Genomic DNA, 23534 nt, shown 5'->3' with positions numbered 1-23534 from the left:
CCGGCTCTGGAGCAAAAAGGCTCATGCGCATTCTGATTATTGAAGATGAAGAAAAAACCGCGGACTACCTGCACCGCGGCCTGACGGAACAAGGCTATACGGTCGATGTGGCCCGCGAAGGCGTCGAGGGTCTGCACCTGGCACTCGAAAACGACTACGCAGTGATCGTACTCGACGTGATGCTGCCCGGCCTCGATGGCTTTGGCGTGCTGCGCGCCTTGCGCGCGCGCAAACAGACGCCGGTGATCATGCTGACCGCTCGCGAACGCGTGGAAGATCGTATCCGTGGCCTGCGCGAAGGCGCCGACGATTACCTGGGCAAGCCGTTTTCTTTCCTGGAACTGGTCGCCCGCCTGCAAGCCCTGACCCGTCGCAGCGGTGGGCATGAGCCGGTGCAGGTGACCGTCGCCGACCTGTGGATCGACCTGATCAGCCGCAAGGCCAGCCGCAACGGCCTGCGCCTGGACCTGACTGCCAAGGAGTTCTCGCTGCTCAGCGTATTGGCGCGGCGCCAGGGCGAAATCCTGTCCAAGACCGCGATTGCGGAAATGGTCTGGGACATCAATTTCGACAGCGACGCCAACGTGGTGGAAGTGGCAATCAAGCGCCTGCGCGCCAAGCTTGACGGACCGTTCGAACAAAAGCTGCTGCACACCATCCGTGGCATGGGGTATGTGCTGGAGAGCCGAAGTGTCAGCTAACTCCATCGCCCTGCGCCTGAGCGGCATGTTCACCCTGGTGGCGCTGCTGATCTTCGTATTGATCGGTGGTGCGCTTTATCAGCAAGTGGACCGGGGGCTGGGCTTGTTGCCAGGCGCCGAGCTGGATGCGCGTTACAGCGTGCTCGAATCTTCGGTGAACCGCTTCGGCACGCCGGACCATTGGGTAAAGATCAAGGCCAAGCTCAAGCTGCTGGGTGAAGAAGACAAACGCATTCGTTTCTGGGTGGTGAGCAGCGATCCGAATTATGAATATGGCGAGCCGGACGCGCAGATCCGCGCGTTTGCCGAAGGGCCTACCGGCAAGCGCGACTTGCGCCTGCCGGGCCACCATCACCCATTCAAAGTGCTGGTGAGCCAGTTCCCGGCCAAGGAGCAGCGCCCGCCCCTGCGCTTCATGATTGCCATCGACACCGAGAACTTCCGTGCAACCCAGCATCATTTGCTGGTGGCGTTGATCAGCCTCGCATTTGTCGGTGTGGTCCTGGCGGCGCTGTTGGGGTTCTGGGTTTCACGCATCGGCCTGAAGCCGCTGGGCAAGCTGTCGGACGAGGCGCAAAAGCTCGCGCCACCAAAACTCTCCGGGCGCCTTGAACTGTCGCCGCTGCCGCCGGAGCTGAGCCAGTTCGTCAACTCGTTCAACTCCACCCTCGACCGCGTCGAGCAGGCCTATTCACGCCTGGAATCGTTCAACGCCGACGTCGCCCACGAACTGCGCTCGCCCCTGACCAACCTGATCGGCCAGACCCAAGTGGCCCTGACCCGCGGACGGTCGGCCGAGCATTACTTCGAGGTGCTGCAATCCAATCTTGAAGAACTGGAGCGCCTGCGTTCGATCATCAACGACATGCTGTTCCTGGCCAGCGCCGACCAGGGCAGCAAGGCCACCAAGTTGATCGAAAGCTCCCTGGCCGACGAAGTAGCCACCACCCTCGACTACCTGGACTTCATTCTTGAAGACGCCCAGGTCAAGGTACAGGTAAAGGGCGATGCCACGGTGCAGATCGAAAAAGCCCACCTGCGCCGTGCGCTGATCAACCTGCTGAGCAACGCGGTGCAGCACACCGCGCCTGGGCAGGTGATCGTGGTGAATATCGAGGTGCAAGAACATCAGGTGGCGATCGGCGTCACCAACCCCGGCGACGTCATTGCCAGCGAACACTTGCCACGTCTGTTCGAACGGTTTTATCGGGTGGATGCGTCACGCAGCAACAGCGGCGCCAACCATGGCCTGGGGCTGGCCATCGTCAAGGCGATTGCCTTGATGCACGGTGGTGATGTGTTCGTGCGCAGTGAGGGCGGCGGCAATACCTTTGGCATCACTTTGCCCGTCTGACAGTGCCGGCGATGGCGGTGTTCGGGTCGACGTGTGCATGACTGACCCACCGCTATCGCCGGCAAGCCGGCGCCTAAAGGAACCGTGGTGTGTTTGTTGCGATTTGGGCAACAGTCATTATCTTGTTACACTCTGTATCGTACCGCTCGCCTGCGTTAATTTGACGCACCGATGAGCGCGACGGCAAAGGCAGTCTCCGCTTACCCGAATTTCCCTCGACTTATTTCCAGGGCTCTACACTGGGAATCTGTCTTAAAGCCGCTGACTTCAGCGGCTTTTTTTTGCCGTAAAAAAAGGCCAGGCACCCCCACGACATTGGCCGTTTTCGATTGACCAAAGGAGCTCCACCGGTGAAGAACTCGCTGACGTTCACCCCGTTATTCCTCGCGATTGCAGCAACGATTGCCCCTCTTGCCCATGCGGCAGACACCACCCCCGCCGACGGTTTCGTCGAAGGTGCCCACCTCAATATCAACACCCGCAACTACTACATGAACCGCGACCGGCGCGACATCCACACCGATGACAGCAAGGAATGGGGCCAGGGCTTCATCGGCACCTTCGAATCCGGCTACACCCAGGGCACCGTCGGCTTCGGCCTGGATGCCCATGCCATGCTCGGTCTGAAGCTGGACGGCGGTGGCGGTACGGATGGTTCCAGCATCCTTCCGTACGGCAGTGGCAACGGTAAGGCGCCCGGCTCGTTCTCGACGGCGGGTGGCGCGTTGAAAATGCGCGCGTTCGATACCGAGTTGAGGGCCGGCGACCTGTTCCTCAATAACCCAGTGATCGCCGGCGGCGCAACCCGCATGCTGCCGCAGACCTTCCGTGGCGTGAGCCTGACCAACCACAGCCTCGACGGCTGGATGTTCGAAGGTGGCCAGGCCAGCTTCACCAAGCTCTACAACCAGAGCGGCCACCGCCGCATCGGCACCAGCTACGGTGCGCTGCCCAGCAATACCGATAGCCAGCACATGAACTGGGCCGGCGTGTCGTTCAGCGGCATCGACGGGCTGACCAGCAACCTCTACGCCTCCGAGCTCAAGGACGTGTGGAACCAGTACTACTACGACCTGGACTACACCTATGTGGTGAACGAGATGATCAGTCTCAACCCCGGTCTGCACTACTACCATACCCAGGACACCGGGCAGTCGCTGCTGGGGGATATCGACAACAACACCTACAGCCTGCACTTCACCGTGGACGTCGGTCATCACAGCGTCACGGCCGCATACCAACGGGTCAACGGCAACACACCGTTCGACTACATCGCCCAGGGCGACAGCGTGTACCTGGACAACTCCCAGCAGTACTCCGACTTCAACGGTCCCAATGAGCACTCGTGGAAACTCAAGTACGCCTATAACTTTGGCGGCCTGGGCCTGCCCGGCCTGACCTCGGCCGTGTCCTATATCAGCGGCAAGACCGACCTGACCAAGGTCGACCCGCAGAGCCGTGGCTATAGCGCGTGGTACAGCGCCGACGGTAAAGACGCCAAGCATTGGGAACGGGACATCGACCTGAAATACGTAGTGCAAGACGGCAAGGCCAAGGACCTGGCGGTGCGCCTGCAATGGGCGGTCAACCGTGGCAGCAATGGTTACTCGGCGGTGGATCGGGATGTGGATGAATACCGGGTGATCGTCGACTACCCGATCAACGTGTTCTGACAGACGTCTTTTTCTTTTTAACCAGGTATTTAATTTTCATCGGGTAGAACTAAACTGCCAGCATCCTCACCGCTGAAGTCTGCCCGATGAGTCCACGCCCTGTTCGTACCTCACCCGCACATCCTGAGTTGTTACTGATGCTGGGCAGCGGGCTCAGCGTTGCCCTGATTGTAATCATTGTCGCGGTGCTGTTGATTCGCGAACACGCCAGCACGCTGGAGGCGGCCAAGCGATCTACCACCAACATCGCCCAATTGATCAACGCCGACGTGCTGCGTAACGTCGAGCTGTATGACCTGGCGCTCAACGGGCTGATTACGGCCACGCAACGTGAAGACCTGTCCCAGGTTGCCGCCAATATCCAGCACTTGGTGCAGTTTGATTTATCCACGGCGGCGCCTTTCAAAGGTGAGGTCTTGCTGCTGGATGCCGACGGCAAGGTTATCGCCGACTCCTCCACACTGCGGCCCACGCCACGTAATTTTGCCAACCGCGATTATTTCCAGGTGCATGCCAAGGACGCCAACGCCGGCCTGTTTATCAGTCGCCCCTTCAAGATCCATTGCGACTGCGACCAGGTCTGGCGCATGGCATTCAGTCGACGTGTGTCGGGCCCCAAGGGGGAGTTTGTCGGCGTAGCGGTCGCGACCATGCGCCTGGCGTATTTCGACCAGCTCTTCAACACCCTGACCATCGGCAACGGCAGCAGCGTCAACCTGCTGAACAACAACGGCATTCTCCTGGCGCAGCAGCCGCTGCTCGAACGCGACATGATCGACAAGGACCTGAGTGACCGGCCTAACTTCAAGCGAATACTGCGCGACGGAAGCGGCAGCTTTCAGGCGATCTCTGCCATCAGTGGTAAAGAGCGCCTGTATACCTTTACCAATGTCGGTGCCCTGCCGCTGATCGTGGTGGTAGCGTTGTCCAGCGAGGACGTATTCGCGCCCTGGAGACGCGCGGCACTGCTGACCAGTGGTGCCACCGGGGTGCTCTGCGCCGGTTTGTTGTGGCTGACCTGGTTGCTACGCCGGGAACTGCGACGGCGGCGTCGCGCTGAACGAGTACTGTCAGAACTGGCAGCCACCGATGCGTTGACCGGCCTGGCCAACCGGCGCGTTCTGGATGAACGCCTGCGCCTTGAGTGGGACCGCGCTCAGCGCTCCACCGAGCCGCTAACGGTGCTGATGATTGACGTGGACCACTTCAAGGCCTTCAACGACCGCCACGGCCATCACGGCGGCGACGACGCGTTGCGCAGCGTGGCCCAAGTGATCGGCAGCAACATCCGCCGACCGGCCGACCTGGCCGCACGTTATGGCGGCGAAGAGTTCGCGGTGGTGTTGCCGGTGACCGACGCCAAGGGCGCTTGGGTGATCGCCGAGCACATCCGCAGCGCCATCGAGTACTTGCCCAAGGTGGCAGGCGATGACCAGCCGATTACGGTGAGCATTGGCATGAGTACTTGGGACAAGCGTAGCCGTCAGTCGCTGGAGGCGTTGTTGCTAAGTGCGGATCAGGCGCTCTATGAAGCCAAGCACACCGGGCGCAACCGTATCGTGGATGCTTCGGTCCTTTAATGAACACGGCGTTTCTGCGGTGAGCGGGCTTAATGTTGTGAACAGGCTTGGTGTGGTGAGCGGGCCTGTTGTGGTGAGCGGGCTTGCCCCGCGCTGGGGCCCGAAGCGGCCCTAAAAACAGACGCCGCGCTTCTTCAGGCTGAACCGCGCTGGCAGTACTGGGGCAGCTCCGCAGCCCAGCGCGGGGCAAGCCCGCTCACCACAACAGGCCCGCTCACCACAATAGGCCCGATCGCCACTAAGCACCCTAAAATTCAGGCATAAAAAAAGGCCACCCGAAGGCGGCCTTTAAAAACTAAAGAAAGAGAGTTGTTACTTACACCGCCGCAACGGGACGCATGTAAGAGATCGGTGCGGTGCTGGCATCTTCGAAGGTCACGACTTCCCAAGCGTCTGTCTGCTCAATCAACTTGCGCAGCAGCTGGTTGTTAAGGGCGTGGCCCGACTTGAAGCCTTTGAACTCGCCTATCAGGCTATTGCCCAGCAGGTAGAGGTCACCGATTGCATCGAGGATCTTGTGCTTCACGAATTCGTCTTCGTAGCGAAGGCCGTCTTCGTTCAGTACACCATCCGCGTCGACCACAATGGCGTTTTCAACGCTGCCGCCGAGTGCGAGGTTGTGCTTGCGCAGGTACTCGATGTCACTCATGAAACCAAAGGTACGGGCGCGGCTGACTTCTTTTACGAACGAAGTGCTGGAAAAATCCACGCTTGCACTTTGGGTGCGGTCACGGAATACCGGGTGATCGAAATCGATCTCAAAGCTCACTTTAAAACCTTCGAACGGGACGAAGGTGGCGCGCTTGTCGCCGTCTTCTACTGTCACTTCCCGCAGAATGCGAATGAACTTCTTGGCTGCGTCCTGTTCTTCCAGGCCGGCAGATTGAATCAAGAATACGAAGGGTCCAGCGCTGCCATCCATGATCGGGACTTCGGACGCGGAGAGCTCGACGTAGGCGTTATCGATGCCCAGGCCAGCCATGGCCGAGAGCAAGTGCTCCACCGTATCCACTTTGACGTCACCGTTGACCAATGTGGTCGACATCGTGGTTTCGCCAACGTTTTCCGCGCGAGCAGGAATCTGCACCACAGGGTCCAGGTCGGCACGAACAAACACGATGCCGGTGTCGACAGGTGCAGGTTTGAGGGTCAGGTATACCTTCTCCCCGGAGTGCAGACCTACACCTGTGGCACGGATAATATTCTTCAGGGTGCGTTGTTTAATCATGGCTTGGACCGCTTGAGCGCAAATTGCGAACTGGTATCAACAAAGGCTGGCGATAATAGCAGACCAGACCTTTGCTGAACACCAATCACCTTCATAGCCCTGATACATTCCATTAATCGGCCTGACGACGCAAGAATGCCGGGATGTCCAGGTAGTCCAGGTCATCTTGCGGATTCGGGCTACGGGACGCCGCAGCACCGGCCTGAGCCTGGTTGCGCATCACGGTCGGACGGTCCAGATCACGGTAGTTCACCGACGGCAGTTCCTGGCGCGAAGGCGCTGGAGCGGCAGCCGCTTGGCTGGCGTGGCTGGCTTGGCTGTTATGCAGGGTGTTGTCGATGACCTTCACAGGCTTCTCGATTTTTGCACCCAGGCCGGTCGCAACCACGGTTACATGCAGCTCGTCGCGCATGTCCGGATCGATCACGGTACCGACTTTGACCATCGCGTGCTCGGAAGCGAAGGCTTCGATGATGCTACCCACGTCGGAGTACTCACCCAGGGACAGGTCAGGACCGGCGGTGATGTTCACCAGGATGCCGCGTGCACCTTGCAGGTTCACGTCTTCCAGCAACGGGTTGCGGATGGCCGCTTCGGTGGCTTCACGCGCACGGTTCGGACCGCTGGCGCAGCCAGTGCCCATCATCGCCATGCCCATTTCGCTCATCACGGTGCGTACGTCGGCAAAGTCGACGTTGATCATGCCGGGGCGCTTGATGATATCGGAGATACCGCGAACGGCACCGGCCAGTACATCGTCAGCCTTGGCGAACGCGGACAGCAGGCTTGCGTCCTTGCCCAGGATAGTCAGCAGTTTCTCGTTGGGGATGGTGATCAACGAGTCGACGCTTTCAGACAGCAGACGGATACCTTCGTCGGCGATCTGCATGCGCTTGCGGCCTTCGAACGGGAACGGACGTGTCACGACAGCGACCGTCAGAATCCCCATTTCCTTGGCCACTTCGGCAATGATCGGCGCAGCACCGGTACCGGTACCGCCGCCCATGCCGGTGGTGATGAACACCATGTTGGTGCCTTGCAGCACTTCAGCAATACGCTCGCGGTCTTCCAGCGCGGCTTGACGGCCGACTTCCGGGTTGGCGCCAGCGCCGAGGCCCTTGGTCACCGCTGTGCCCAATTGCAGGATGGTCCGCGCGCCGATGCTTTTCAGCGCCTGGGCATCAGTGTTGGCGCAGATGAATTCAACGCCTTCAATGTTGCTCTTGACCATGTGGTTGACAGCGTTGCCGCCGCCACCGCCGACACCGATTACTTTGATAACCGGGCTTGCGGGGATGTTGTCTACGAGTTCGAACATGTTCCCTCTCCTTTCGTTTTCTCTAGTTTTTTCGCCTACTGCTTACAACGGTGTCGCGGTAAATCTTAAAAATTGCCTTTGACCCATGCCTGCAAACGCTCGAACAACGGCGCTTTCGCCTCGTCGTCGCTGCGGTAGCTGTCACGGTTACTCGGGCCCGACAGGGAAATGCCGTCGGTCTGCTTTTGCAGCCCGTACAACAGCAAGCCCACACCGGTGGAATAAATCGGGTTGCGTACTACGTCGCCCAAGCCTTTGACGCCATGGGGCACGCCCAGGCGGACGGGCATGTGGAAGATTTCCTCGGCCAGTTCGACCGCGCCTTCCATCTTCGAGGTGCCACCGGTCAGCACGATACCGGCCGGGATCAAATCTTCGTAGCCGCTGCGACGCAGTTCCGCCTGGATCAGGGTGAACAGTTCGTCGTAGCGCGGCTCGACCACTTCTGCCAGGGCCTGGCGCGACAGTTCACGCGGTGGACGATCGCCCACGCTTGGTACCTTGATGGTCTCGCCGGCACCGGCCAGTTTGGCCAGGGCGCAGGCGTAGCGAATCTTGATTTCTTCGGCGTACTGGGTCGGTGTACGCAGCGCCATGGCGATGTCGTTGGTCACTTGGTCGCCGGCAATCGGGATCACGGCGGTGTGACGGATCGCACCCTCGGTGAAGATCGCGATGTCGGTGGTGCCGCCGCCGATGTCGACCAGGCACACGCCCAGCTCTTTCTCGTCGTCGGTGAGTACCGAATAGGCCGAGGCCAACTGTTCAAGAATGATGTCGTCGATTTCCAGGCCGCAGCGGCGCACGCATTTTTCAATGTTCTGTGCGGCGTTGACGGCGCAGGTCACCACGTGGACCTTGGCTTCCAGACGTACGCCGGACATGCCCAGCGGCTCACGAACGCCTTCCTGGTTGTCGATCACGTAGTCCTGGGGCAGCGTGTGCAACACGCGCTGGTCAGCCGGGATCGCCACGGCCTGGGCAGCGTCAAGCACGCGCTCAAGGTCGGCGGAGCTGACTTCGCGGTCGCGGATTGCCACGATGCCGTGGGAGTTCAGGCTGCGGATATGGTTGCCCGCCACGCCAACGAATGCCGAGTGGATCCGGCAACCGGCCATCAGCTGCGCTTCTTCGATGGCGCGCTGGATCGATTGCACGGTGGACTCGATGTTCACCACCACGCCCTTCTTCAGGCCCCGGGACGGATGCGTGCCAATACCGACGATTTCGATGACGCCGTCTTCCCCGACCTCGCCCACCAGCGCCACCACTTTGGAGGTGCCGATGTCGAGACCGACGATCATTTTGCCGCTTTGCACGTTTGCCATGGGTCCTGCCTCTTCTTAATTCTTCGCGACAGCGGGTTGCGCTGCCGTGGGCGCAGCCGGTTCACGCCAGCCGACGGCAAGGCCGTTGGCGTAACGCAGGTCGACGCTCGCAATGTTCGTAATCTGTTCTTTCAAGGTCTTGTCATAGATGGCAATGAAGCGGCGCATCTTTTCCACCAAGCGGTCGCGTCCCAGCAACAACTGGATGCCCGGGCCGGAACTGCCTGCCCCGGTCGTCAAAAACCAGCTACCCCGTTCACGCAGTTCCAGGCGTGCAATGGAGAAGCCCATTGGCCGCAGCATCTGGCTCAAGGCCTGGTACTGCTGCATCACTTGTTGCTGCGCCCGCTGCGGCCCGAACAGCTGCGGCAGGTGCTCGTAGTTCGCCAGCTCACGCGGGGTGAACGCCTGGCCCTGGTTGTTCAACAGCGCTTCGTCGCCCCAACGGGCCACGGGCAGTTGTTCTTCCAGACGGATCGTCACTTGGTCCGGCCATACGCGGCGGACTTCGGCGTGGGCGATCCACGGCATCTGTTCCAGCTCCGCGCGCATACCGGCCAGGTCGATGGTAAAGAAGCTCGCCGCCAGGTACGGGCCAATGCGCTGCTGTACCGCTTGCTGGCTGATGTAGCTCAAGTCGCCCTGCACGCTGATCTTGGTGATCGGCCGGTCGGCATACGGCAACAGACGCTGCGCGCCTTCGTAGGTTCCGAAGCCCAGCACCACCAGCAACACCGGCCAGAACAGCGCCTTGAGGAAACCAAAGTTGGCTTTCGGCAGGCGCGCCGACATCGGCTCTTTAGCCACCATTCGGCTGGCACCCCGTGGCACCGGCTTGCGGCTCGGTGCTTGTGGGGGCTGATGACGAAGCGATGCGCCTTTCATGTCCTTAGCCTCTTGGCTCAATGCTGTCGGCCAGGATCGCCAACACCAACTGCTGGAAGTCCAGACCGGCCGCACGGGCTGCCATAGGTACCAGGCTGTGGTCGGTCATGCCCGGTGCGGTGTTGACTTCCAGGAACCAGAAATTCCCTTGGTCATCCTGCATCACGTCTGCGCGCGCCCAACCGGCGATACCCAGCGCCTCACAGGCTTTCGCCGTGAGGTCCATCAATTCCTGTTCTTTGCTTGCGTCAAGGCCGCACGGGATCCGGTACTGGGTATCGGAAGCCAGGTACTTGGCGTCGTAGTCGTAAAAGGTGTGGGGCGTGCCCAATGCGATAGGCGGCAAAACCTGACCACGCAGGGTGGCGATGGTGTACTCGGGACCGGAAATCCACTGTTCCACCAACACTTGCGAATCGTAGGTACTTGCCGCTTTCCATGCGTCGATCAATTCGGCGGCCGAGTTCACTTTAGCCATGCCGATACTGGAGCCTTCATGGGCAGGTTTGACGATCAAAGGCAGGCCCAGTTCCTTGGCTGCAGAAATACAATCGTCTTCGCTGCACAGAACGCTGTGACGCGGGGTTGGAATGCCCAGGCTGTGCCACACCTGCTTGGTGCGCAACTTGTCCATCGCCAGCGCGGAGGCAAGGATGCCGCTGCCGGTGTAAGGGATGCCGGCGCACTCCAACAGGCCTTGCATGCTGCCGTCTTCACCGCCACGGCCGTGGAGGATGATGAAGGCGTGATCGATCTTCTCGGCCAGAAGGCGAGCGAGGAAGTCATCGCCCACGTCGATGCCGAAGGCGTTCACGCCGGCGCTTTGCAGGGCTTCGAGCACAGCGTTGCCGGACTTGAGCGACACTTCACGTTCAGCGCTTTTGCCGCCGAACAACACCGCCACGCGACCGAAGTCAGCGGGTGCGATTGTGGAAAACAGGGAGCCGTAGTCGTTGATCATTTCGACTTCCCCTTCGCGGCGGCAAACAGCGGGCTCGCCAGTAATTTAGGGGCAAGGCCACCAATGTCACCGGCACCCTGGCACAGCAAAATGTCACCGGCCCGCAGCAGCGGCTTGACGATCGGCGCCAGGTCTACACCACGCTCGATGTAGATCGGGTCCAACTGGCCACGCTGACGGATGCTGTTGCACAGCTTGCGGCTGTCGGCGCCAGGGATCGGTTCTTCACCGGCCGGGTACACCTCCATCAGCAACAGCACGTTGGCATCGGCCAATACATTGACGAAATCGTCGTACAGGTCGCGGGTACGGCTATAGCGGTGTGGCTGGTACACCATCACCAGACGGCGCTCCGGCCAGCCACCGCGCACGGCCTTGATCACGGCGGCAACTTCGGTCGGGTGATGACCGTAGTCGTCCACCAGCATCACGTCACCGCCTTCTACCGGCAACTGGCCGTAGACCTGGAAGCGACGGCCCACGCCGGCAAAGCGCGACAGACCTTCGACGATGGCCTCATCGCTGACGCCTTCGTCGGTGGCGATGCAAATAGTCGCCAAGGAATTGAGGACGTTGTGGTTGCCTGGCATGTTCACCGAGACATCCAGCGGCTCGCGCTCCGGACGCAGCACGGTGAAGAAGGTTTGCATGCCTTCCTGTCGCACATTGATGGCGCGCACGTCGGCGTCTTCGCTGAAGCCGTAGGTCACGGTCGGACGTTTGACCAATGGCAGGATTTCACGCACCACCGGATCGTCCAGGCACACCACGGCCAGGCCGTAGAACGGCAGGTTATGCAGGAAATCGACGAAGGTTTTCTTCAACTTGTTGAAGTCACCGTCGTAGGTCGCCATGTGATCTTCGTCGATGTTGGTGACGACAGCGACCAGCGGTTGCAGGTGCAGGAAGCTCGCGTCACTTTCATCGGCTTCGGCGATCAGGTAACGGCTGGTGCCCAATTGTGCATTGGTGCCGGCTGCATTCAGGCGGCCACCGATGACGAACGTCGGGTCCAGGCCACCGGCCGCGAACACCGAGGCGATCAGGCTGGTGGTGGTGGTTTTGCCGTGAGTACCGGCGACGGCGATGCCGTGGCGATAACGCATCAGCTCAGCCAGCATCTCGGCGCGTGGCACCACGGGAATGCGGCGCTCAAGGGCAGTGGCCACTTCCGGGTTGGAGGTGTTCACGGCGCTGGACACCACCAGCACGTCAGCTTCGGAGGCGTTCTCAGCGCGGTGGCCGATGAAGATCTGCGCGCCGAAGGTTTTCAGGCGATCGGTGACCGGCGACTCTTTCAAGTCGGAGCCGGACACCTGGTAGCCCAGGTTCAGCAACACTTCGGCAATACCGCACATGCCCACGCCGCCGATACCGACGAAGTGGATACGACGGATGCGGCGCATTTCCGGTTGCGGCATGGCTTTCTGATTCTCAACCATGGGCCACCTCCAGGCAGATATCGACCACGGTGCGGGTTGCATCAGGTTTGGCCAGGCGGCTTGCGGTGCTCGCCATGCTATTGAGTCGTTCCGGTTGCATCAAAACCTCAGTCAGGCGTGCGGCCAAATCGGCGGCGCCAGTCGTTCTTTGCGGCAGCAGGAAGGCAGCGCCCTCCCCGGCCAAATATTCGGCATTGCGGGTCTGGTGATCGTCGATCGCGTGGGGCAAAGGCACCAGCAAGGACGGCAGACCGGCGGCAGCCAGCTCACTGACGGTCAGCGCACCGGAGCGGCAGACCACCAGGTCGGCCCAGCCATAGGCGTGGGCCATGTCTTTGATGAAAGGCTGTACGTTCGCCTCAACACCGGCTTCGCGATAACGCGTGGCGGTGACTTCACCGTGATCTTTGCCGGCCTGATGGAAGACCTCCGGACGCAATTCCACGGGGAGTTGCGCCAGGGCTTCCGGCAGCAGTTTGTTCAACGGCTCGGAGCCCAGGCTGCCGCCCATGACCAGCAGGTGCGGCTTGCGCCCTTGCAGTGCTTCACGGGCGATGTCCATGAACAGTTCAGTGCGCACCGGATTGCCGGTGGTACGCAGCTTGTCCGAGGCGCCAAAAGTTTTCGGGAACGCTTCACACACCCGAGCGGCCAATGGCACCAGCAGGCGGTTGGCGGTGCCGGCGACGGCGTTCTGCTCATGCACGATCACCGGCACACCAGCGAGCTTGGCGGCGACGCCACCAGGACCGGTCACATACCCACCAAAACCGAGCACACACACTGGTTTCAAATCACGAATAACCTTGCTCGCCTGCCATACCGCCTTGAGCAACACGAACGGCGCCTTGAGCAGGGACAATTTGCTCTTGCCACGCAGGCCCGTGACGTTGATCAGGTGCAGCGGCAAACCGGCATTCGGTACCAGTTCGTTTTCGATGCCACGCGGCGTGCCCAACCAGTGCACGGTGTAGCCACGGTTCTGGAATTCGCGTGCGCAAGCCAGGGCCGGGAACACATGGCCCCCGGTGCCGCCTGCCATGATCAGCACGTTAGCGCCCATGGGTTGGCTCCTCGGCAAAATCGCTTTCGCTGAATTCCATCTCTTCGCTGCCCAGGTGGGTTCGACTCTCCCACTCGATGCGCAGCAACAAGCCCAGGCACGCGCAGCAGATCACCAACGAACTGCCGCCGTAACTGAGGAACGGCAAGGTCAGGCCCTTGGTCGGCAGCAGGCCGACGTTCACACCGATGTTGATCAGGAACTGGCCGATCCACAGGAACGACAAGCCGTACGCCACATAAGCAGCGAAATACTGTTTGGCCTTCTCGGCCCACAGGCCGATGTACATGCCGCGCACACACACGAACACGAACAGTGCGACGGTGCACAGCGAACCGACCACGCCGAGCTCTTCGGCGAGCACCGAGAACACGAAGTCGGTGTGCGCTTCCGGCAGGTAGAACTGCTTCTGCACGCTGTTGCCCAGGCCCACGCCGAGCCACTCGCCGCGACCGAAGGCGATCAGCGCCTGGGTCAACTGGTAGCCGGAACCGAACTGGTCGGACCACGGGTCGGTAAAGGTAATCAGACGCGCCATCCGGTAGGGTTGCGCCTGCACCAGAATGGTCACGGCCGCCACGGCCAGCACCACCATCAAGGTGAAGCGGAACAGCCCCACGCCGCCAAGGAACAGCATCGCCGCTGCCGCCCCCATCATCACGACGGTGGCACCGAAGTCGGGCTCCATCAGCAACAGGCCGGCCATCGGCAACAGTACGATGAACGGCTTGAAGAAGCCCATCCAGCTTTCGCGCACTTCTTTCTGGCGACGCACCAGATAACCGGCCAGGTAGATCACCACGAACACCTTGGCGATTTCCGACGGCTGCACGTTGAACGCGCCGAAGCCGATCCAGCGCATCGAACCGTTCACCTCCCGGCCGATGCCGGGCAGGATCACCATGATCAGCAAGCCGAACGCACCGATCAGCATCAGCCAACCCAGGCGTTGCCAGGTGGCGATCGGGATCATCATGGTGACGATGCACGCGCCAAGGCCGATCACCAGGTACACCAGGTGACGGATCATCATGTACAGAGTGTTGCCCGACTGCACGGCCGCCACTTCGGACGACGCCGACGTGATCATCACCAAGCCCAGGCCGAGCAACGCCAGGCAACCGGCGAGCATCGGGAAATCGAGGTCGACACCGCGCCCAGTGATGATCGGCGACGGGTACGGCTTGATGATGTTCCGAAAGTTGATACTCATGCCAAGGCCTCCACGGCGCGGGCGAACAGCTGGCCGCGCTCTTCGTAGTTCTTGAACATGTCGAAACTGGCGCACGCCGGCGACAGCAGCACCGCATCGCCCGGCTGGGCCAGGGCTTTGCATTGCGCGATGGCATCGTCCAGGGAGGTAGCGCGCACTTGCGGCACGGCATCGCCAAGGGCGGCGGCGATCAAATCGGAGTCGCGGCCCATCAGCACCACGGCGCGGCAATGCTCGGCGACCGGGCCTTTAAGGTCCTTGAAGTCTGCGCCCTTGCCGTCGCCACCGGCGATCAGCACCAGCTTGCCTTCGATATCGGCGCCAAGGCCTTCAATAGCCGCCAGGGCAGCACCGACGTTGGTGGCCTTGGAATCGTTGTAATAGCTGACGCCGTCGAGATCGCGCACCCACTGGCAGCGATGCTCCAGGCCGCCGAAAGTACGCAGGGCCGACAGCATGGCGTCGAACGGCAGCCCGACAGCATGGCCCAGCGCCAGAGCTGCCAGGGCGTTGGACTGGTTATGGGCGCCACGGATTTTCAGCTCGCGCACCGGCATCAGGTTCTGGAATTCGAAGGCCAGGTATTTCTCGCCGTTCTCTTCGCGAATGCCGAAGGCTTTGAAATCAGGTTTGCTCAGGCCGAAGGTCCAGCATGGCAGGCCTTCGCCCATCAGCGGACGGCTCAACGCGTCCTGACGGTTGACCACCACTTGCTTGGCGCCACGGAAGATCCGGTGCTTGGCCAAGTGATAGGCCGGCAGGCCGCTGTAGCGGTCCATGTGGTCTTCACTCACGTTCAATACAGTCGCCACTTCGGCACCGAGATCGTGGGTGGTTTCCAGCTGGAAGCTCGACAGCTCCATCACATACAGCTCGACATCGTCGCTGAGCAGGTCCAGCGCCGGGGTGCCGAGGTTGCCGCCCACGGCGACGCGCTTGCCAGCCGCAGCCGCCATCTCGCCGACCAGGGTGGTCACGGTGCTTTTCGCGTTGGAACCGCTGATAGCCACGATCGGCGCCTGCGCGTTACGCGCGAACAGGTCGATGTCGCCGGACAGCTTCACGCCACGGGCGGCGGCGGCTTGCAGGGCCGGGGTCGCGATGGCCAGGCCGGGGCTCACGTAGAGCTCGTCGGCGCGGCAAAGAAACTCGACATCCAACTCGCCACAACGCACTTCCACGTGCGGGTAGTCACGGCGCAGCGTGACCAGCTCCGGTGGATTTTCCCGCGTGTCGGCCACGGCAAACGGCTTGCCTCGGTTCGCCAGGAAGCGAACCAGGGACATGCCGCTCTTGCCGAGGCCGACAACGATGCGGAAGTGGTCTGAAGCGATCAGGGACACTCGTTTCTACCTCAGTTTCAGGGTGGCAAGGCCGATCAGCACCAGAATCACGGTGATGATCCAGAAGCGGACGATCACGCGTGGCTCGGGCCAGCCCTTGAGTTCAAAGTGGTGGTGAATCGGCGCCATACGGAACACGCGGCGCCCGGTCAACTTGAAGGACGCCACCTGGATGACCACCGACAGGGTTTCCATCACGAACACACCGCCCATGATGAACAGCACGATTTCCTGGCGAACGATCACGGCAATGGTGCCAAGGGCTGCGCCCAGCGCCAGTGCGCCGACGTCACCCATGAAGACTTGTGCGGGATACGTGTTGAACCACAGGAAGCCCAGGCCTGCACCGATCAGCGCGCCGCAGAACACGATCAATTCACCCGCGCCCGGTACATAAGGGATCAGCAGGTATTCAGCGAATTTCACGTTACCCGACAGGTAGCAGAAGATGCCGAGTGCGCCGCCCACCATCACCGTCGGCATGATTGCCAGACCGTCGAGGCCATCGGTCAGATTGACCGCGTTGCTGGAGCCGACGATCACGAAGTAGGTCAGCACCACGAAGCCGACGCCCAGGGGAATGCTGGCGTCCTTGAGCATCGGGATGATCAAGGTGGTTTCGACCGCGCTTGGCGCAGTGGTGTAGAGGAATATCGCAGCGCCGAGGCCAAACACCGACTGCCAGAAATACTTCCAGCGACTTGGCAGGCCCTTGGAGTTCTTCTCGATCACCTTGCGGTAGTCATCCACCCAGCCGATAGCACCGAACAGCAAGGTCACCAATAACACCGTCCACACGTAGCGGTTATGCAGATCGGCCCACAACAGAGTGCTGATTCCGATGGACGACAGGATCAGCGCGCCGCCCATGGTCGGGGTGCCGGATTTGGACAGGTGCGACTGCGGGCCGTCATTACGAACCGATTGACCAATTTGCAGGTTCTGCAGGGTGCGGATCATCCACGGCCCCAGGAACAGCGACAAACACAGCGCGGTCAGCACACCCAGGATCCCGCGCAGGGTCAGGTACTGAAAGACCGCGAAGCCTTTGTGGAACTGTTGCAGATACTCAGCCAGCAGCAGCAGCATTAATGTTTCTCCGTACTTGAGCCACACAAGGCCGCGACGACGTTTTCCATCACCGCGCTGCGCGATCCCTTGATCAAAATGGTTGTGTGTTTGTCGTGTTCAGCCGCCGTCAGCGCCTGGATCAGCTCGGCCTGGGTCGCAAAATGACGGGCGCCAGGGCCGAATACGCTGACGGCGTGCGCCATGTGCGGGCCGACGGCGTACAGCGCGTCGACTTTGCCAGCGGCGTAGGCGCCGACGTCGCGGTGGGACTGTTCGGCCCACTCGCCCAGTTCGGCGATATCACCCAGCACCAAAACCTTGCGGCCGTCGAAGCTTTTGAGCAGGTCGATGGCGGCGCAGATGGAGGACTGGTTGGCGTTATAGGTGTCGTCGATCACGCGCATGCCGTTGCTGGCCAACTGCGCCACGGTACGCCCTTTGACCGGCTGCACCGCGCCCAAACCCGTGGCGATACCGAACAGCGACACGCCCAGGGCGTAAGCGGCTGCGGCGGCGGCCAAGGCATTGGCGACGTTGTGGTTGCCCAGCAAATTCAGTTGCACGTGTTGGTTGCCTTGCGGGGTATGCAAGGTAAAGGACGGGCAGCCACGCGCATCAACGGTAATGTTCGAGGCATGGAAATCAGCCGCGGCATTGAGCACGGCAAACGTCAGGACCTTGCGACCGGCGGCACGCACACGCCAGGTTTCGAAGGCCTTGTCGTCGAGATTCAAGACAGCAGTGCCCGATGCATCAAGGCCCTCAAGGATTTCGCCCTTGGCTTCGACGATTTTCTCCGGGCCACCGAACTCGCCAACGTGGGCGGTACCGGCGTTATTGATTATCGCCACGTGGGGCTTGGTCAGCGCCACGGTGTAGGCGATTTCGCCGACGCGCGACGCACCCAGTTCGATCACGGCCGCCGTGTGTTCCGGGGCCAGTTCAAGCAGGGTCAGCGGAGCGCCGAAATCATTGTTCAGGTTGCCACGGGTCGCGAGGACCGGGCCGCGCGTACGCAACACGCCAGCGAGCAGTTCCTTGACCGTGGTCTTGCCGCTGGAGCCGGTGACGGCTGCAACGGGCTTGTCAAAGGCCGCACGGTTCAGCGCACCCAGTTGGCCCAGCGCCAGACGTGTGTCGGCGACCAGCAACTGCGGCAACGTCGAATCAGGCACTTCGCGCTGCACCAACGCACCGACGGCACCTTTGGCAGCGACGTCATTCAGGTAGTCGTGACCATCGAAACGCGGGCCAGCCAGGGCAACAAACAATTGCCCAGGCTTGATGGCGCGGCTGTCGATACTGACGCCGTCGAAACTGCAATCGCTCGACAACACTCGGGCCGACAGGGCCTGGGTCAGTTCGCTGAACTTCATCGCTTTAAGCATGGGCGACCTCCCAGGCGGTCAAGGCGTGATCGGCCTCGACCAGATCGGAGAAGGCGTGGCGCTCGCCGTTGATTTCCTGATAGTCCTCGTGACCTTTACCGGCCAACACCACCACGTCGTCAGCACCGGCGCTGGCGATCAATTGGGCGATGGCGGCGCCGCGGCCGGCGACAAACGAGGCCTTGGACGCGTCTTTGAAGCCGACACGGATGTCGTCGAAAATCTGGGTCGGGTCTTCGCTGCGCGGATTGTCGTCGGTGACGAGCACGCCATCGGCCAGGCGCTCGACGATCTCGGCCATCAGCGGACGTTTGCCGCGATCACGATCACCGCCGCAACCGAACAGGCACAGCAGCTTGCCCTTGGCATGTGGGCGTAGGGCAACCAGGACTTTTTCCAGGGCATCCGGCGTGTGGGCGTAATCGACTACTACCAACGGCTGCTTGCCGCCACCCAGGCGCTGCATGCGACCGACCGGGCCTTCCAGCTTCGGCAGTACACGCAGGATTTCGTCGAGGGCGTAATCCAGGCCGAGCAATGCACCAACTGCCGCCAAGGTGTTGCTCAGATTGAAGCGACCGAGCAGGCTGCTGCGCAAATGATGCTCGCCCTGCGGCGTCACCAGTGTGGCGCGCACACCTTCGTCGTTGAAGTGGGCTTCGCGGCAATACAGGTACGCGCTGGCGTCTTCCAGGCTGTAGCTGATCAGGCGCGATTCACGCTCTTCGGCAGCCAGTTGACGGCCAAACTCGTCATCCAGGTTTACCACCCGGCACTTGAGGTCGTTCCAGGCAAACAGCTTGGCCTTCTCGGCAGCGTAGGCTTCCATGGTGCCGTGGTAATCAAGGTGATCACGGGACAGGTTGGTCATCACCGCCACATCAAACGCCAGCGCAGCAACGCGGCCTTGATGCAAACCGTGGGACGACACTTCCATGGCAACCGCCTTGGCGCCAGCCTTTTTCAGGTCGGCCAGGGTCGCTTGCACGGCGATTGGGTTCGGCGTGGTGTGCAGGCCGCTTTGCAGCGCGCCGTAGAAACCGGTGCCCAGTGTGCCGACGATGCCGCAATGCTGACCCAGCAGGTCAAGTGCCTGGGCGATCAGTTGGGTCACGCTGGTCTTGCCGTTGGTGCCGGTGACGCCGACCAGATTGACGTGTCGACTCGGCTCACCATAAAAACGCCCGGCGATGTCCGAGAGCTGCTTGGCCAGGCCTTTGACTGGAATCAACGGAACATCAGTAATCGGCAGCACAGTGGCGCCTTCCACTTCATAGGCCACGGCAGCCGCGCCGCGTTGCAACGCGTCGGCGATGTGCGCACGGCCATCGAATTTACCGCCAGGCACGGCCAGGAACAGGTCACCGGCACGCACATTGCGGCTATCCAGACTCAATTCGCGAATCAGCAGATCGCGACCGGCGTGGGCAAAAATCTTGTTCAGGCTAAGAGACATCAGCCGCGCCCTCCATTGGCTTTTACGGCAGCAGCCGGTGGTCCGGCGTTCGCTTGTTGCGTCGGCGGCAGGTTATCCGGCGTGATGTTCATCAGACGCAGGGTGCCGGACATCACTTTGCTGAACACCGGCGCCGATACCAGGCCACCGAAGTAACCGGCTTTGCTCGGCTCATCGATCACAACGACGATGGCGTAGCGTGGATCGCTCATCGGGCCGAAACCTGCGAACAGCGAACGGTAGGAGTTTTCGGCGTAGCCCTTGGTGCCCACCGAGGTTTTACGCGCGGTACCTGACTTGCCGGCCACGTGGTACGCCGGCACCTGGGCACGGAATACGCCACGCGGTGCTTCGATCACTTGTTGCAGCATGCCTTGCATGGTCTTGGCGACGTTTTCCGGGATCACCTGGGTGGCTTTCGGCGCTTCGTCGACATGGATAAGGCTCAGGGGAACCATCCGGCCATTATTCGCCAATACAGAGAAAGCGTGGGCCAGCTGGATCGCCGTTACCGACAAGCCGTAGCCGTAGGAAAGCGTGGCGGTCTCGGCCTTTTTCCAGTCGCGATAGTTCGGCAGGTTGCCCACGCGCTCGCCTGGGAAATCGAGGCCAGTGGGCTGGCCCAGACCGATCTTCTGCGCCAGGTGGTAGATGGTTTCGCCACCGATATCGAAGGCGACCTTACTCATGCCCACGTTACTGGAGTTGATCAGGATACCTGTCAAATCCAGCACCGGACCTTCGGTGCGCGACACGTCACGAATGGTGTATTTGCCCAACTGCAAGGTGCCTGGATACACCTCGACCTTGTCGCTGGGCTTCCAGCGTCCGGTTTCGAGGGCGGCACTCATGGAGATGGCTTTCATGGTCGAACCCGGTTCGAACACGTCGATCATCGCGCGGTTGCGCATCATCGCCGGTTGCAGGTTGCGACGGTTGTTGGGGTTGTAGGTCGGCTGGTTGACCATGGCGAGGATCTCGCCGGTCTTCACGTCCATGATCACCAGGCTGCCGGCCTTGGCGCCGTTCTCGATGATCGCGTTACGCAGCTCGCGGTTGGCCAGGTATTGCAGGCGCAGGTCAATCGACAACGCCAAGGGCTTACCGGCCTTGGCGTTTTTGGTGACTTGGACATCCTTGATCAGTCTGCCGCGCCGATCCTTGATGACTTGTCGTTTGCCGGGAACCCCGGCGAGCCATTCATCGTAGGCGAGTTCCACGCCTTCGCGACCATGATCATCGATGTCGGTGAAGCCGACCATATGCGCAGTGGTTTCACCGGCCGGGTAGAAACGACGGAACTCCTCGATGCCGTAGACACCGGGGACTTTAAGGTCGAGCACTTGCTGGCCTTGTTCAGGGGTCAGCCCGCGAACCAGGTAGATAAACTCTTTATTGGCCTGGGCTTCCAGGCGCTCAGCCAAGGCTTTCGGGTCTTGTCCCAGCGCAGAGGCAAGGGCCGGCCAACGATCCTTGGCGACCTGCAATTCCTTTGCGTTCGCCCACAGGGTGGTCACCGGGGTACTAACGGCCAAGGGCTCGCCGTTGCGGTCGGTGATCAGGCCGCGGTGTGCAGGAATCGGAATATGACGCAAGCTACGGGCGTTGCCCTCGCCGATCAGGAAGTCACGGTCGACTACTTGCAGATCGATGATCCGCCAGGCAATCGCACCGACCATCAATGCCAGCAAGCCGAGCATCAGGCGGAAACGCCAGGGGTAGAGTGCACCCTCGAGTTTCATCATGGCGCCACCATGCGGACTTCAGCCGCGCCAGGAATGTGCATTTTCAGCTGCTCGGTGGCCAGCACTTCAATGCGGCTATGGGCCGTCCAGGTGCTTTGCTCGAGGATCAACCGCCCCCACTCCGCCTGCGCTTTGTCACGCACACTCAATTCCCCATACAGGGTATTGAGCAATTGACGGTTGTAGTGAGCGCTGTAGGACACCGCAATCGCGGAAACCAACACACCGACAAACAGCAGCATCATAAAGAAGCTGCCGCCCGGGAGGGGCTTGGCGAAAAGCTTGCTCACCGCAACTTCTCGGCAACGCGCATGACGGCGCTGCGGGAACGTGGGTTGGCTTTGAGTTCGGCTTCGGAAGCGAACTGCGCTTTGCCATGGATTTTGATTTTCGGCACAAAGGCTTCGAAACGCACCGGCAGGTTGCGCGGCAGGTTGTCTGACTCACCCTTGACCAGGCGACGCATGAACAGTTTGACGATACGGTCTTCCAGGGAGTGGAAGCTGATCACCACCAGGCGACCGCCCACTTCCAGCGCTTCGAGGGCAGCCTCAAGGCCGGCCTCCAAGTCACCCAATTCGTTGTTGACGTGAATGCGCAGGCCCTGGAACGCACGGGTCGCAGGGTTCTTGCCTTTTTCCCATGCCGGGTTGGCGACTTTCAGCACTTCGGCCAGATCAGCGGTGCGCTCGAACGGCTGGATTTCACGACGTTCGACCACGGCACGGGCCATGCGACCGGCGAAGCGTTCTTCACCGTATTCCTTGAACACGCGGGCGATTTCTTCATGGGGTGCGGTCGCAATGAACTCCGCTGCGCTGATACCCCGAGTCGGGTCCATGCGCATATCGAGCGGGCCGTCATTCATGAAACTGAATCCACGTTCCGGGTCGTCGAGTTGCGGCGAAGACACGCCCAAGTCGAGCAAAACCCCGGCCACCTTGCCCGCCATGCCACGCTCGGCGACTTCGGCACCCAGCTCGGCAAAGCTACGCTGCACAACGACAAAGCGGCCGTCTTCGGCCGCTAGCGCTTGCCCGGTGGCAATCGCTTGAGGGTCTTTGTCGAACCCGAGGAGTTTACCGTCGGACCCGAGCTGGCTGAGTATCAACCGGCTATGCCCGCCCCTGCCGAACGTACCGTCCAGATAGCAGCCATCCGCGCGTACGGCGAGAGCCTCAACGGCTTCGTCAAGCAGTACGGTGATGTGGTTAAAGCCGCTATCAATAGTCACAGGATCAAATCACGCAGTTCATCAGGCATAGCGCCCGGTTGTTGAATAGCAGCCAGGTCAGCTGCAGAAACAGCATCCCAGGCATCTTCGTCCCACAATTGGAACTTGTTCAGTTGGCCGACCAGCATTGCGCGCTTGTCCAGCTTGGCGTACTCGCGCAGACGCGGAGGCACCAGGAAACGACCGCTGCCATCCAACTCGAGGTCGACGGCATTACCGATCAGCAAACGCTGCAGGCGGCGGTTTTCTTCACGCAATGAAGGCAAGGCGCGCAATTTGGTTTCAATCAACTCCCACTCATCGAGGGGGTAAACACATAAACAAGGGTCAACGGCATCGATCGTGATGATCAACTGTCCGGAACTTCGCGAAATGAGCTCGTCACGATACCGGCTCGGCATGGCGAGACGGCCTTTTGCATCGAGACTGATAGCGTTAGCTCCGCGAAACACAGATGCGTTTCTCCAAATTTTAGCGTTTTACGTTCAAAAAACCCACTTTGTGCCACTTTCCGCCACTTGCGCACACTATAGGAATGCGCCCACCACACC

20 protein-coding genes are annotated in these 23534 nt (G+C 60.9%); 4 read left to right on the top strand and 16 right to left on the bottom strand.

The window, feature by feature from the left end; all coding sequences use genetic code 11:
* Nucleotides 1–23 precede the first annotated feature (23 nt).
* The 4 genes from ACP7C6_RS23415 to ACP7C6_RS23400 all read left to right on the top strand — a co-directional run bounded on the left by ACP7C6_RS23415 (nt 24) and on the right by ACP7C6_RS23400 (nt 5308).
* Nucleotides 24–701 carry a heavy metal response regulator transcription factor gene (locus ACP7C6_RS23415; RefSeq protein WP_068933630.1) on the top strand — a complete coding sequence of 226 codons (678 nt, stop codon included), beginning with the start codon at nt 24–26 and terminating at the stop codon, nt 699–701.
* Nucleotides 691–2055 carry a heavy metal sensor histidine kinase gene (locus tag ACP7C6_RS23410; protein ID WP_100491465.1) on the top strand — a complete coding sequence of 455 codons (1365 nt, stop codon included), beginning with the start codon at nt 691–693 and terminating at the stop codon, nt 2053–2055. The genes ACP7C6_RS23415 and ACP7C6_RS23410 overlap by 11 nt, the downstream gene beginning before the upstream one ends.
* A 350-nt stretch (nt 2056–2405) precedes the next feature.
* On the top strand, nt 2406–3728 hold the full coding sequence (locus ACP7C6_RS23405) for an OprD family porin (protein ID WP_426109294.1): 1323 nt from the start codon (nt 2406–2408) through the stop codon (nt 3726–3728).
* Nucleotides 3729–3814: 86 nt separating this feature from the next.
* On the top strand, nt 3815–5308 hold the full coding sequence (locus ACP7C6_RS23400) for a sensor domain-containing diguanylate cyclase (protein ID WP_426109293.1): 1494 nt from the start codon (nt 3815–3817) through the stop codon (nt 5306–5308).
* Between the two features lie 316 nt (nt 5309–5624).
* Here ACP7C6_RS23400 and lpxC read toward each other — a convergent pair whose 3' ends face one another.
* The 16 genes from lpxC to mraZ form a co-directional block, all read right to left on the bottom strand.
* A complete protein-coding gene (gene lpxC / locus ACP7C6_RS23395; protein ID WP_003171886.1) occupies nt 5625–6536 on the bottom strand; it encodes a UDP-3-O-acyl-N-acetylglucosamine deacetylase in 912 nt (303 codons plus the stop codon).
* A 112-nt stretch (nt 6537–6648) separates the two neighbouring features.
* Nucleotides 6649–7854 (bottom strand): cell division protein FtsZ, encoded by a 1206-nt coding sequence (gene ftsZ, locus ACP7C6_RS23390; protein ID WP_017526184.1) that lies wholly within the window; start codon nt 7852–7854, stop codon nt 6649–6651.
* A 65-nt stretch (nt 7855–7919) separates the two neighbouring features.
* A complete protein-coding gene (gene ftsA / locus ACP7C6_RS23385) occupies nt 7920–9182 on the bottom strand; it encodes a cell division protein FtsA (RefSeq protein WP_010213031.1) in 1263 nt (420 codons plus the stop codon).
* A 15-nt stretch (nt 9183–9197) separates the two neighbouring features.
* The gene (locus tag ACP7C6_RS23380; RefSeq protein ID WP_016974963.1) at nt 9198–10067 is read right to left on the bottom strand and encodes a cell division protein FtsQ/DivIB; all 870 of its coding nucleotides are present in this window, start codon (nt 10065–10067) and stop codon (nt 9198–9200) included.
* Between the two features lie 4 nt (nt 10068–10071).
* Nucleotides 10072–11028 (bottom strand): D-alanine--D-alanine ligase, encoded by a 957-nt coding sequence (locus ACP7C6_RS23375; protein ID WP_028618898.1) that lies wholly within the window; start codon nt 11026–11028, stop codon nt 10072–10074.
* Nucleotides 11025–12470, bottom strand: coding sequence for a UDP-N-acetylmuramate--L-alanine ligase (murC, locus tag ACP7C6_RS23370; protein WP_028618897.1), 1446 nt, complete (start codon nt 12468–12470; stop codon nt 11025–11027). Before murC ends, ACP7C6_RS23375 begins: the two co-directional genes overlap by 4 nt.
* Nucleotides 12463–13533, bottom strand: a complete 1071-nt coding sequence (murG, locus tag ACP7C6_RS23365) for an undecaprenyldiphospho-muramoylpentapeptide beta-N-acetylglucosaminyltransferase (protein WP_028618896.1) — start codon at nt 13531–13533, stop codon at nt 12463–12465. Before murG ends, murC begins: the two co-directional genes overlap by 8 nt.
* Complete coding sequence (gene ftsW, locus ACP7C6_RS23360; protein ID WP_032864492.1) at nt 13523–14746, bottom strand: putative lipid II flippase FtsW; 1224 nt, start codon at nt 14744–14746, stop codon at nt 13523–13525. The genes murG and ftsW overlap by 11 nt, the downstream gene beginning before the upstream one ends.
* Complete coding sequence (murD, locus tag ACP7C6_RS23355) at nt 14743–16089, bottom strand: UDP-N-acetylmuramoyl-L-alanine--D-glutamate ligase (RefSeq protein WP_028618894.1); 1347 nt, start codon at nt 16087–16089, stop codon at nt 14743–14745. The genes ftsW and murD overlap by 4 nt, the downstream gene beginning before the upstream one ends.
* Nucleotides 16090–16095: 6 nt before the next feature.
* The gene (gene mraY / locus ACP7C6_RS23350) at nt 16096–17178 is read right to left on the bottom strand and encodes a phospho-N-acetylmuramoyl-pentapeptide-transferase (protein ID WP_028618893.1); all 1083 of its coding nucleotides are present in this window, start codon (nt 17176–17178) and stop codon (nt 16096–16098) included.
* The gene (locus ACP7C6_RS23345; RefSeq protein WP_122686127.1) at nt 17178–18548 is read right to left on the bottom strand and encodes a UDP-N-acetylmuramoyl-tripeptide--D-alanyl-D-alanine ligase; all 1371 of its coding nucleotides are present in this window, start codon (nt 18546–18548) and stop codon (nt 17178–17180) included. Before ACP7C6_RS23345 ends, mraY begins: the two co-directional genes overlap by 1 nt.
* Nucleotides 18541–20004 (bottom strand): UDP-N-acetylmuramoyl-L-alanyl-D-glutamate--2,6-diaminopimelate ligase, encoded by a 1464-nt coding sequence (locus tag ACP7C6_RS23340; RefSeq protein ID WP_426109292.1) that lies wholly within the window; start codon nt 20002–20004, stop codon nt 18541–18543. The genes ACP7C6_RS23345 and ACP7C6_RS23340 overlap by 8 nt, the downstream gene beginning before the upstream one ends.
* Complete coding sequence (locus ACP7C6_RS23335) at nt 20004–21746, bottom strand: peptidoglycan D,D-transpeptidase FtsI family protein (protein WP_017738701.1); 1743 nt, start codon at nt 21744–21746, stop codon at nt 20004–20006. The genes ACP7C6_RS23340 and ACP7C6_RS23335 overlap by 1 nt, the downstream gene beginning before the upstream one ends.
* On the bottom strand, nt 21746–22039 hold the full coding sequence (gene ftsL / locus ACP7C6_RS23330) for a cell division protein FtsL (RefSeq protein WP_016974953.1): 294 nt from the start codon (nt 22037–22039) through the stop codon (nt 21746–21748). The genes ACP7C6_RS23335 and ftsL overlap by 1 nt, the downstream gene beginning before the upstream one ends.
* On the bottom strand, nt 22036–22983 hold the full coding sequence (gene rsmH / locus ACP7C6_RS23325) for a 16S rRNA (cytosine(1402)-N(4))-methyltransferase RsmH (protein ID WP_028618890.1): 948 nt from the start codon (nt 22981–22983) through the stop codon (nt 22036–22038). Before rsmH ends, ftsL begins: the two co-directional genes overlap by 4 nt.
* Nucleotides 22980–23435, bottom strand: a complete 456-nt coding sequence (gene mraZ, locus ACP7C6_RS23320; RefSeq protein WP_003171868.1) for a division/cell wall cluster transcriptional repressor MraZ — start codon at nt 23433–23435, stop codon at nt 22980–22982. Before mraZ ends, rsmH begins: the two co-directional genes overlap by 4 nt.
* Nucleotides 23436–23534 lie beyond the last annotated feature (99 nt).

Source organism: Pseudomonas sp. TWR1-1-4 (assembly GCF_049897165.1).
GTDB classification, from domain to species: Bacteria; Pseudomonadota; Gammaproteobacteria; order Pseudomonadales; family Pseudomonadaceae; genus Aquipseudomonas; species Aquipseudomonas canadensis.
This window is presented reverse-complemented; position numbering and strand designations above follow the sequence as displayed.